The organism is Coriobacteriaceae bacterium (assembly GCA_025992705.1).
Classification (GTDB): domain Bacteria; phylum Actinomycetota; class Coriobacteriia; order Coriobacteriales; family QAMH01; genus QAMH01.
Map to the genome: position 1 here is coordinate 324,078 of DAJPGJ010000001.1, position 11,222 is coordinate 335,299.

Here is an 11,222-nt window from a genome sequence, read left to right on the forward strand (position 1 = left end):
ACGTTGCTGAGCGGGCCCTTTTGTTTTTGAAACGAGGAGGAGACGTCATGGAGCACATCATCACGAAGGCCAACGTGGACGAGGCCGTCGCGTTTGTGCGCGCGCATGCGCCTGTCGAGGATGGGGCCCTTGGCCTTGTTCTCGGGAGCGGTTTGGGCGAACTGGTCGATGCCATCGAGGATGCCGCTTACGTTGATTATGCCGAGATTCCGCACATGGTGTCGTCAACGGCGCCGTCGCATGCGGGCCGCTTCGTCATCGGCACGCTCGCCGGTCGCCCGGTCATCTGCATGCAGGGAAGGTTGCATGCCTACGAGGGAAACTCGCCCCAGCAGATCGCGTTTCCCATTTGCCTCATGCACGGGCTGGGTGTCACGGAGCTTGTGGTGACGAACGCCGCCGGTGGCATTAACACCAGCTTTGACGTGGGTGATCTCATGCTTATCGAGGATCACATCAACCTTTTGGGGGCCAACCCCCTTGCCGCACCGGACGAGCCGGAGCTCTTCCCCCGCTTCTACGATATGACCCAGGCGTATTCACCCGCCTTGCGCGAGCGTGCGCAAAAAGCTGCAGCATCCTGTGAAATCGAGCTGAAGAGCGGCGTCTATATCGCGACCTTGGGGCCGTCTTTCGAGACGCCGGCTGAGATCCGGGCGTTTCGCACCTTGGGAGCCGACGCGGTGGGCATGTCGACGGTGTTCGAGGTAATTGCCGCGCGTGCGTGCGGCATGGAGGTGCTCGGCATCTCGATGATCTCGAACGCCGCCGCGGGCGTGCTCGACGAGCCGGTGAGCATCGATGACGTGTACGTTGCGGCCGAGGCAGCGGTCGAGAAGCTTTCGCGACTCCTTATTGCATACGCGGGGTAGGGCCCCTCTGGGAGACATCGTGCCTGGCACGCTGTCTCATAAATGAGTCAAGTGACGAGATGTGGCGAGCTTATGAGACAACGTGCCAGGCACGTTTGCGGAGATGACGGCGTGGAAACGAAACGACCACGCGCCGTCCAAGTTTCTTGTGGAGGGTCGGGCGAACGGTTATGGTTACTGCGGTAAGTTGTCTATAATGAGGTTATGCCCGAAGGGAGGTGCGCAATGGTACTCGTAAATGTCGAATCGCTGGTAATCGGCCTCCTTCCCATGCCCTCCATCATCACGCTGCGTGTTGCGGAGCATCGCGAAGACATCCCCGAGGATCTTGTGCTTCCCATCTGGATTGGCACCATGGAGGCAACGGCCATCGCCGCAGCTCTTGAGGGCAATGCGACGGAGAGGCCCATCACGCACGCGCTCACCATTGATTTGGTCGGCTCGCTCGGTGGCAACATCAGCCGCGTCGTTATCGACCGCGTCGAGGGGACGACCTTCTACGCCACTATATATTTGCGTTGTGCAAACGGGATGTTTACGCGCGTCGATGCGCGCCCGAGCGATGCAATCGCCCTGGCCGCTCGCGCAAATGCGCCCTTGTTCGTCGAGGAAGACGTCATGCGATCTGCCGCTTGTCCGCGCGCGCTTACGCCTGGTCAGGACGAGCAAATCGAGCTCGAGGAATTCGATAAGTTCATCGAGCACATCAATCCCGAGGACTTCGTCACGCACAGTGGCGGCAAGGACTAGCTCCTACCAGCGGTTTTAGACGCTGCCTGGTTCCTGCGTCTCCATGAGACGCGCAATCTCACTAATAGTAAGGGTTCGGATATCCTGCGTCGGCATGGCGCGCAGGAAGGACTTCGCGTAGTTCTTGGTCTGTAGGCGTGCGTCTGCGAGCACAAGCCAGCCGCTGTCTGTCGAGTTGCGGATGAGACGGCCAGCTGCCTGCTTGAGGTCCATTACGGCCTCGGGCAGCGAATAGCGTCCCCAGGCCGCGCGTCCATCACGCGCTTCGCGCTCACGGGCGATGGGATCGTCGGGACGGCTGAAGGGAAGGCGCGCGATGATAACGCAACGCAGGGTGTCGCCCGGAGCGTCGAAGCCCTCCCAGAAGGATTTGAGCGCGAACATAGACAGGCTCCTGTCCGACAGGAACCTGTCACGCAACGATTTCGTACTCGTGCCACGCGTCTGCGCGATGAGATCGATGCCCTCGTTGGCGAGCTGCGGCTTGAGTTCACGATAGAAGCTCTCCATCTCGCGGCGGTTGGTGAAGAGCGTGAGCACCGAGCCGCCCATTGCAACATGGACCTCATAGAGCAGTTGCGCGAAGGCCTCGTGATAATCCGGCGCGTTGGGCTCGGGCATGTCGCTTGGCAGCAGCACGGACATGTTGTGGTCGTAGTCGTACCCCGACGCAAAGATGCTTGTGTAGACAGGTTTGTCCGTCACGCGATCGAGCCCCGTTGCACGCAGGAAGTGCGCGAAGGGTTCGCGCTCGGCGGTGGCGAGGGTGGCCGAGGTGAAGACGAGGCTGCGGGTTTGCGGGTAGAGGTCGGTGGCCAGGGACTCGCCGATGTCGAGGCGCATGGCCTCGAGGGCTTGCATGGGGTAGCGCGGGTTACGGTCGATCTGCAGCGATGTGACGTAGCGCTCGTCCGTGCCGTCGAGGATGAGGCGCAGGGCATCGACGGCGCCTTTGACGTTGGCCGTGATGCCCGAGAGCTCGGCGAGCTGGTTGACGAACTCACCCTCGAACTGCTCGAGCATGGAGATGAGGTCGGCAAGACGTCCGTTGAGGCCCCAGAGCAAGTCGGCGAGCTTGGTGCCCGGCACGCAAAGCTCGCGCCAGGTGTGCCCTTGTCGCATCTCGCCGCTAATCCAAACGGTGACAATGTTGTAGCTGCCCCTGTCACGCGCGTTGGGGGAGGGGAGCTCGGTAAGTGCCGTGAAGAACTCTGCAGCCACCAGTTGAATCTGGCCGATACGGTTTTCGATGTCGGCCGTTACGCCGTAGAGCATGTCGCCGCCCTCGAGCTTGTCGGCACGCTTGCGCACGCGCGCCATGATGCCGCTCTTCGGGTTTGAGATGTGGCCGAGCGTGGTGTCAAGCTCGCGCGAGGTGATCGAGCTCGAGAGCTGGCGACGCGCCTCGCCCTCGACACCATGTGCCTCGTCGATGATCCAGTGCCTGATGGGGGGCAGGATGCCGTTGTCGGCCTGCATGTCGCGGAATAGCAGCGCATGGTTAGTGACGACGATATCGGCGCTGGTGGCAGCGCGACGCGCCCCGTGCAGGAAGCAACGTCGCGGGAAGTACGGGCAGCGCTTCTTGAGGCAGTCGTTGGCGTTTGCCTGGATATCGCCGCGTGGCAAGCGCACCCAACTAATATTTAGCGCGTCGAGATCACCGTGGCTCGTTTGCGCCGTGAAGTTGAGGAGTGTGGCGATCATGCCAATGACGTCGCAGTTGTCACCTTGGTCTGCGCGCGCCATGTGCTCGAGCTTGTGCAGGCAGAGGTAGTGGTCGTAGCCCTTGAGCGCGATATAGGAGAGGTCTTGTCCGAGCACGTTGTTGAGGCGCGGCAGCTCGTGGTAGACGAGCTGGTCCATGAGGGCGTTGGTCTTTGTCGCGACCCCCATGGTGACCTTGTTCTCGTGAGCACCAAAAGCGACAGGTACCAGGTAGGCCATTGACTTTCCAACGCCCGTGCCTGCTTCGATAACGCGAATGTCGCCTTCGCGCAGGCACGCGGCGACCTCCTGTGCCATGCCGAGCTGCTCTTGGCGCTCTTCGTAGTCGGGATACATCGACCCCAGGGCGCCGATGGGGGAGAAGGCCTCATCGATACGACTCTCGTCACAGAACGAGAGCGGGATGTCGTCGGCATCGGGGCGTGGGGGTAGCGACGTGCCCTGCGTGCGTTCGGTACGGTTGCGTCGTAGCGAGAAGTCGACGCCAGGGTGCTCGAGAGCGGCCTGCGCGAAGTAGGGGCGCAACGGCCAGTCGGTTTGTGGTGAAAGCTCCGCGATGCGGGCCGCAAGGCCAGGGGTCATCGCCTGGATGCCTGCGAGGAGTATGCGCCACAGGGCGCCGAGGGCAACGGTGTCGTCCATCGCGCGGTGGGTGGGTGTTGACAGGCCAAACGCGGCAGCAAGGTCGAGAAGCCGATGTGATTTGAGGCGCGGCAGGACGATTTGCGACAGCGAGAGCGTATCAATCCATTGCCCGGGGAGTTCGCCAGGGTTGGCCTGGCGCATGATGAACTGCTGGTCGAAGCTCGCATTGTGCGCGATGAGGTTGCAGTCGCCCGCAAACTCGGCGAGCGCCTCGACGGCTTCGCGCGGGGTGGGGGCACCGGCGATGTCTGCCTGGGTGATGCCCGTGAGCTCGGTGATTTCGGCTGGAATGGCGCGTCCCGGGTCTACGAAGGTCTGGAACGTGCCGACGGTCTCGCCCCCGCGCATGCGGATGGCGGCGATTTCGAGAAGCGAGCAGCTTGAGGGGTTGAGCCCCGTGGTCTCGGTGTCGAGCACGACGACCTCGTCCTCGATGAGGCCGAACTGCAGCTCACGAGCGCGCTCCGGGAGTTGACGGTACATGTTGGAGACATCGTCGTCCGTACCCGCAATGAGGAATTCGTTTAGTCGTATTTCACGTGAAACAACCATGCTCAAAGCCTATCATGTTGTAGAGACAAAACACGCGGTCAAATCGGTATACTTGCCAGCAGTCGACTGGAGGACGAGCATGTCTGAACCCGAAATCTACTACGCAACATACTGTCGCCTTGACGAGGCAAGTGGTGATTCGTGCGTTATCGTAAACCCAAACGCCGTTGTCATTGCTGCCGAGCTCACGGTGACCAAGGAGATTCATGTTACCGAGAAGGGCAAGGAAGTACCGCGTATTCTGTTGAGCCGCGGTGACGTGGCGATGGGTTTTCTGCCGGACAAGGTCTTTAACAGGGTGAGCAAGCTTCTCGACGAGGGCTGGATTTGCCGGGCCTTTGCGAGTGCGGTCATCATCGACAAGATCAGTGATGTTACCCAGGTTGAGGTTGCGGTCATTTGCTACCAACCCGATGTCGCCACCGCTATCGACCCATTTATCGGCATGCTCGCCAAGCACATGGCCAAAGGCGAGCGTCCCGTCATCGACCTTTCGCCCAAGGAGGTCGAGCACGTCATCGAAAGTGCCGGCCAGAGCGCCGAAATCAAGTTGCAGAAACTGCCCAAGCTCGAAAAAGGGAGGGCATATTACAAGACCAGGCGTACGATGACCGAGAACATGGCCTATGCTGCCGCCGAAGGCAACAAGGGCTGTTATGTCGGGCTCTTCATCGTCGTCTTCCTTGTCATCTTCTCGATTGTCAGCTTTATCTTTCTACGTTAGGCGAGGTGACCCGTGCTTACCGAACGCGTGCTCTCACAGGCCGTACGCACGATGAACGGCCATTATCTGAACCTCAAACCGCTCGACGAGGCACACCAGACGCTGCCGGCGCCCAAGCCAGGCAAGCGCTACATGCTGTACATGCACATTCCCTTCTGCGAGCGCCTGTGCCCCTACTGCTCTTTTAACAGGTTCCCGTTTGAAGAGGGCAAGGCCCGCAAGTACTTCGAGAATCTGCGCACCGAGATGGACATGGTCGCGCGCCTCGGGTACGACTTCGACTCGCTGTATGTAGGTGGTGGCACGCCGACGATTCTCATTGACGAGCTCGTCGCGACCATCAACAAGGTACGCGACATGTTCTCGATCACCGACGTGTCGAGCGAGACGAATCCCAATCATTTGCTTCCCGAGTACATTGAAAAGCTCGACGGGGTCGTGCAGAGGCTGTCCGTAGGCGTCCAAAGTTTCGACGATGGTTTACTTAAACAAATGGACAGGTATGACAAGTACGGAAGTGCGGAGCAAATCCTCAACAGAATCATCGATGTTGCAGATGCAAATGTGTTCAAATCGCTGAATGTCGATATGATCTTCAATTTTCCGGCTCAGAACGAGGAAATGCTCATCAACGACGTCGCAGCCATCCTCGAATCGCATACAAACCAGGCCACGTTCTACCCCCTGATGGCCTCCCCGGCTGTCGAGAAGTCGCTGGCAGCGACCGTGGGCAAAGTGGACTACGCCCGTGAAAAGGCGTTTTACGACATCATTTGTGAGGCTCTGACCGGGGGCGATAACCCCGCCTTCACCTTTGGCGACGCCTGGACCTTCAACGATGCCGCAAGCTCCATGATCGACGAGTACATCATCGATTACGAGGAATACCCCGCTCTTGGCAGTGGTGGCATGAGCTTCCTCGACAGCAAGCTGTTCGTGAACACGTTCAGCATCAGGGAGTACGACGAGCGCATCGAGGCTGGTAGGCTGTCTGTTTCGCGCATGACGACCTTCAGCAAGCGCGACCACATGCGTTACCGCTTCATGATGCAGCTCTTCGGCCTGCGTCTCGATAAGAAGGCGTGGGAGCGGGACTTCGGTTGCAGCGTTGCAGCTGGTCTACCTGCGGAATACGCGTTCTTCAAGGCGAGTGGCGCCATCGACATCGATGACGACGAGCAGATCACGCTGACCCCGAAGGGCCGCTACATGATGGTTGCGATGATGAGGCAGTTCTTCATCGGCGTAAACGGCGTGCGCGATGATGCGCGTGCGTGCCTGCCGGGCGAGGAGCGCGAGCTGCTCTTCGGCGCCGGCGTGCCCATCAAATAGGCGTTTACTCATCTGAAAGATCGTGCATACTTCCCGCTTGAAGGAGGTTTTCCGCGTACTCCATGCAGGCGTTGACAAGCGACTGCGGCTTGAGCACAAGAGCCTTGCCCATGAGTGCGACGACGTGTTTGGGTAGCCACGAGCTGCCTGTCCAGGGAATGCTTACCGTGCGCGAACCGTCGGCATTCGTAGCCGTGACCTTGAGGTTGCGCCAAGCGGGTAGCGGGCAATCTGCGTTGAGCAGCAGCTGCGCACGTGAGTTCGCGTCGAGGGCGATGGAGGGGCGAGGAGCGTCTGAGCGGGGAGAAAAGCACTCGTCGAGTGCTTGCGCATGCGAGATTCGGTCGATTCTGAACGAGCGCCAGCCTTCTGACGTGCGACAATATGCCTGCAAGTAGCGATGGCTGTCCTCCGAGAAGATGCGAAGGGGCTCAACGCGCCTGGTCAGCGGCGTTTCATCATCCGTGCCGCGGTAGCTAATCTCAAGGATGTGGTGCTCGAGGTCCTCACAGGCCGCTGCAAGCGTCTGAGCAACATCCGGGTATGCGGACTCCGTCACGACCCTCAAACGGGGCTTAGAAGCGCTCTCAAGGCCTCCCAGCACGGTTTTGGTGCGCAGGAGCGCGGTCACAAGCTCATCATCGGGTGAAAAGCCCGCCGCCGTGAGCGCATCGACGAGGGCGTCAGCCTCGGGCGCGGTCAGTCGCAGGAGGCGATCGGTGCCGTAGGTTTGGAGCGTCGCGTACGAATCGTGCAGGTCAAGGCGTATTGACGCTGCGTCATAGGCGAAGACGAGGGTCTCGAGCGCATCGTAAATGCGCTGCTCGTCAACGCCGAAAAGCAGCGCAAGCTGGGGAATCGACACGATTTTCTCGCGTTCGAGCTGGGCCATGATCGCAAGGAGCAGCTGTTTATCCTTCATGGTGCACCTCCTTGCGGGCGGCGCTTAGGTAGGCTCTGAGGCCGTCGATGTACGCTTGACGTGCGGATTCTGGCTCCTCGATATGCAAACCCGGGCCATTTTCGATGCACCATTGGGCCAAGGCATGCGCATTGCGGCAGATCACTGTCCACATGGCATGATCGTCACTGTTCTGCTCGAGCGTGCCAATACCCATTGTGAGCTGGGAAAACGTCTGCAGTGCAGGCTCCTCGACGCGAATGCGGGCCATAAATTGATCGTCCCCGAACTGGAAGGGCAGGCCATAGAAGTCGGTGGCGTCAAAGGAGCGTTCCTCGAAGTCAGGGGACTTGGGATTAGTGCCGTTGACGCGCAACTTGCTCATGCGATCGAGGCGAAACAGCCGGTCAGAGTCAATGCTGGGGTCATATGCGGCAACGTAGCAGGAACCTTTTAGAAAGAAGCACCCCAGGGGTTCGACCGTGCGCTGCGATTGTGTCCCCGCAGTGTTCGTGTATGCGAAACTGAGGCGCTTGCGCGTCGTGATGGCCTTCTTGACCTTGGCAAATCCCTGTGGACTGCGTGGTGGAGTGCTTCCGCTCCCGTCGGCGAGTTGGGGAAGCATGTCGGGGATTTCAAGCTCGTCACCAAGCTTGACGAGCACCATACGAAGCTCCTCCTTGAATGGGTAGTCCTCGTCGTCCAGCAAGGCTCCGCAAAGTAAACGCATAAGGCTGACCTGCGGTTTTGTGAGGACGAGGGGTGCGGCAAGCGTTCTAGCGGCATCAAGCGCGTATCGCTGCCGGTCATCAACGGTAAGGAAGACGCCGCCGTCTTGCAACGTCTTCTTGTCACGCTCGAAGCGACGACGTGTGGAATCCTCGCTACCGGCTGCTTTGCCGTATTCGTAGGGAAGGGCGCGCCGTATGCCAGCAAGGTCTATCGGACCGTTTTCGCGTATTAAGAGCATGAGCCTGACAATGCGCTCTGCCTCGCTGATTTGTGTCATAGGCTTTTCACCTGCGGTTTTGTCGAAATATGCCATGCACATGTCCCGGAAAGTGCGGGTTTGTGTAGCTCACATGATACCGCTGCATGGCCTACGAGAGATGGTTTTGGCTTCATGTGAACGAATCCGAGCATATTTTGGGAGCCCTTTCAGAAGGAAAAAGAGGGGCGAAAAACAAGAGAAATGGGGTTCTATTTGGGGAGAAATCGGGGTCTGAAAGGCGTTGTGGAAAACCCTTTTTTCGCATTCAAAATCGGTCTTTGTTTGACGTAAAAACAGGCACCAGTAAAAACAAAATTTTGACAAGCAAAACAGGAGCGGTTTTGGACCAAAAACGGACTGATTCAGGTCTCAAATTGGAGCTAACATCCTCAAATCCGGAGGAGTGACCAGACAAAGATCGGAGTCAGTCCGGAGTCCTCAGAATCAGGGTGCAAGGCAAAGCGCGGAAGACTTGTTTTGGGGGCGCGGAACAAAGCGCGGAACCCCCAAAAATCGAGACGCCAGATGAGGGCCTCCGCGCAGTGTCCGCGCCTCGATTTGCAACGTGCTCGACAGCGAATGAGAGGGTACGGGGAGGCGTTAGGGCACAGGCGCATCGCCCTGAAGATGCGCCTCGTAAACAAGGGTCTGGGGGCGGATGCCACGGTCTTCGGAAAAACCCTCCTTGCACGGGAAAACCCAACCATTCATATATCACAAATGAGCAAATGTTATATGAACAAATATGCATATGACCTGTTCAGTGATGTTTTGTGGTTATAAGGGGACGGACCCTTGGTGATAAGGGGACAGACCCCTGATGGTCATTTCGAGCGAGGGGATGCGTCCCCTCTGTCATTTCGAGCGGAGGCGCGAAGCGCCGGAGTCGAGAAGTCTAAATCGAGGGTTCCGCGCCTAGGCGCGGAAGGTGGCGCGGAATTATCGCGCGGAGCGATTAAGAGGGGGCGAGTGCAGAAAGAGCGCAGGGGAGGGGAGAGTCGAGAAACTGCTCAAGAAGCGTCTCAAAAATGTATGAAATCAGAGACATTTTGTGTATATCAGTCCGAGAAATCGAAGCCTATAAAATTATACTGAAAACAGATAAAGAATCCGGAGAAAACCGCATCCAGAGCGTGCCCGTTGAGTTATCTTGAACTATGATAAAGATTTATCAAAAATATAGATAAAAATCTTGCATCGAAATGCGGAGTTTTCCACAGGGATCAGCCAATAGAATCTTCATCAGTCTTAAAGATAAATCTTTATATGTAATACGGAATAATTTCACGAAAATGACTCCGAATCGAAAATTCGCCTCGAAACGATACATCGAACGAACGCTCAAATATCATTTCGGGAAATAATGGACTTTGACACCTAGCAGACTCACTTCTCAAGAAATTGTGGAGACGTGTCGAGAAAAAATGGACACGGTGGGGAAAATCACTGTCATCCGCCCGAAATAACCTACCGTTCGCAAACGATACTGGGCAAAACGGCTGGTTACGCAGGCGATTTTTACTTGAGGGAAGTACAATTCGAATCCCAAAACACCACGTCTACCGCGTTTTTTCAATCCAAATCATCTTTTTCAAACGTCCCTAGCCGTTCTACCCCTTGTTTCCTTCCCGTTCCACCTCGATGTGTTTTTCATAACCCCCGTTCAGGAGTTGTATTGAGCACAAAGCGGACATACATGGACCTGCCTCGCAGCGACATGCAGCGAAGGGCTCTTCGCGCCCTCGTCACGCTTTGCCTTGTTTTTTCGCGGGCGCGATATTAGTACTTACGTCGTTCGCCACTCCTGCTCTCGCTGACGAGAATTCCTACAACTCCGAGAACATCGCTTCGGCGGGTGCCGGCTCCAATGGCTCCGTCGTCGTCATGGCTCCGGCTGCGGCACCGCAGCCCGTGGCGGCTTCTTCCAGCGCTGCAGAGCCCGTGGCTGCTCCGCGATCCGCGGCAGCCGCAATCCCCATGCCGGCTTCGGCCGGATCCGCGGCGGTGACTACTCCTGCAGCTGCCCCCAAGGCAGCCCCCGAGGCAGTCGCCCTTCCCGCTGAGAGTGCTCGCACGGAATCTGCCCCTGAACAAACGGCACCAGCAGAAAATGCGGCGCCGACGGAAACGTCAGGGGAGGTCTACGGCCCAGTACGCGATTTGTTCAAGCCGGACGAATCATCATCGGGCCTAGACGGCGTTGATCAGATCATGCAGGACGCTTTGGACTCACCGCTTCTGGCGGCGAGTTCGTCTATTAGCCCTCAAGCAGACAACAGCGGATTCTTTGCCAGCAACTCGAATATTTCGTGGACCGTTGACACGCGAACCATGACGCTCAACATCCACCCCGTGCTCGATAACGGCGATATGACCGTCACTGAGTACGGGTCTTCGCTTCCCTGGAAGAGCTCGTTTACAACTACCGACATATTCCAGGTCATAATCACGGGCCCCATTGCGCCCACAAACCTATCCAATTGGTTTAGCGGATACACATCACTTGTCTCATTCCAAGCGGATTCATTGAATACGTCAAATGTGACCACCTTCGCAAACATGTTTAATGGTTGCACAAATCTTGAAACTGTTCAGGGTATTGGATCGTGGAACACTTCCAAGGCAACAACCTTCATGAATATGTTTGTAGGTTGCTCAAATCTGAAGGAACTCGATTTTACGAATTGGACCGTCGGATCAGCTACCAAAACCAGCATGCTTTCGAAC

8 protein-coding genes are annotated in these 11,222 nt (G+C 57.7%); 4 read left to right on the forward strand and 4 right to left on the reverse strand.

All coding sequences use genetic code 11. From position 1 onward, the window contains the following. Positions 1-47 precede the first annotated feature (47 nt). Both OIM11_01515 and OIM11_01520 read left to right on the forward strand, forming a co-directional pair. Positions 48-872: a purine-nucleoside phosphorylase gene (locus tag OIM11_01515; protein ID HJI99825.1), complete on the forward strand. Its 825-nt coding sequence runs from the start codon at positions 48-50 to the stop codon at positions 870-872. A 225-nt stretch (positions 873-1,097) separates the two neighbouring features. Next, entirely contained in the window at positions 1,098-1,622 is a 525-nt protein-coding gene (locus tag OIM11_01520; protein ID HJI99826.1) for a bifunctional nuclease family protein, read from the forward strand. Positions 1,623-1,637: 15 nt separating this feature from the next. Here the strand turns inward: OIM11_01520 and OIM11_01525 are convergent, their stop codons facing one another. After that, positions 1,638-4,547 carry an exonuclease domain-containing protein gene (locus OIM11_01525; protein ID HJI99827.1) on the reverse strand — a complete coding sequence of 970 codons (2,910 nt, stop codon included), beginning with the start codon at positions 4,545-4,547 and terminating at the stop codon, positions 1,638-1,640. Between the two features lie 79 nt (positions 4,548-4,626). On the opposite strand from OIM11_01525, the gene OIM11_01530 reads away from it, so the two are divergent. Both OIM11_01530 and OIM11_01535 read left to right on the forward strand, forming a co-directional pair. Then, entirely contained in the window at positions 4,627-5,271 is a 645-nt protein-coding gene (locus tag OIM11_01530; protein ID HJI99828.1) for a hypothetical protein, read from the forward strand. A 12-nt stretch (positions 5,272-5,283) separates the two neighbouring features. Then, positions 5,284-6,603, forward strand: coding sequence for a coproporphyrinogen III oxidase family protein (locus OIM11_01535; protein ID HJI99829.1), 1,320 nt, complete (start codon positions 5,284-5,286; stop codon positions 6,601-6,603). A gap of 4 nt (positions 6,604-6,607) precedes the next feature. On the opposite strand, the gene OIM11_01540 is transcribed toward OIM11_01535, so the two are convergent. From OIM11_01540 to OIM11_01550, 3 genes are all read right to left on the reverse strand, one after another. After that, positions 6,608-7,525, reverse strand: coding sequence for a WYL domain-containing protein (locus OIM11_01540; GenBank protein HJI99830.1), 918 nt, complete (start codon positions 7,523-7,525; stop codon positions 6,608-6,610). Further along, entirely contained in the window at positions 7,515-8,513 is a 999-nt protein-coding gene (locus OIM11_01545) for a WYL domain-containing protein (GenBank protein ID HJI99831.1), read from the reverse strand. The genes OIM11_01540 and OIM11_01545 overlap by 11 nt, the downstream gene beginning before the upstream one ends. Positions 8,514-10,321: 1,808 nt before the next feature. Then, positions 10,322-10,570, reverse strand: a complete 249-nt coding sequence (locus OIM11_01550) for a hypothetical protein (protein ID HJI99832.1) — start codon at positions 10,568-10,570, stop codon at positions 10,322-10,324. Positions 10,571-11,222: the final 652 nt, after the last annotated feature.

Bases quoted from the DNA above. Each gene is read 5' to 3' on its own strand.
- OIM11_01515 (HJI99825.1), top strand. From the start codon at position 48: ATGGAGCACATCATCACGAAGGCCAACGTGGACGAGGCCGTCGCGTTT.
- OIM11_01520 (HJI99826.1), top strand. From the start codon at position 1,098: ATGGTACTCGTAAATGTCGAATCGCTGGTAATCGGCCTCCTTCCCATG.
- OIM11_01525 (HJI99827.1), bottom strand. From the start codon at position 4,547: ATGGTTGTTTCACGTGAAATACGACTAAACGAATTCCTCATTGCGGGT.
- OIM11_01530 (HJI99828.1), top strand. From the start codon at position 4,627: ATGTCTGAACCCGAAATCTACTACGCAACATACTGTCGCCTTGACGAG.
- OIM11_01540 (HJI99830.1), bottom strand. From the start codon at position 7,525: ATGAAGGATAAACAGCTGCTCCTTGCGATCATGGCCCAGCTCGAACGC.
- OIM11_01545 (HJI99831.1), bottom strand. From the start codon at position 8,513: ATGACACAAATCAGCGAGGCAGAGCGCATTGTCAGGCTCATGCTCTTA.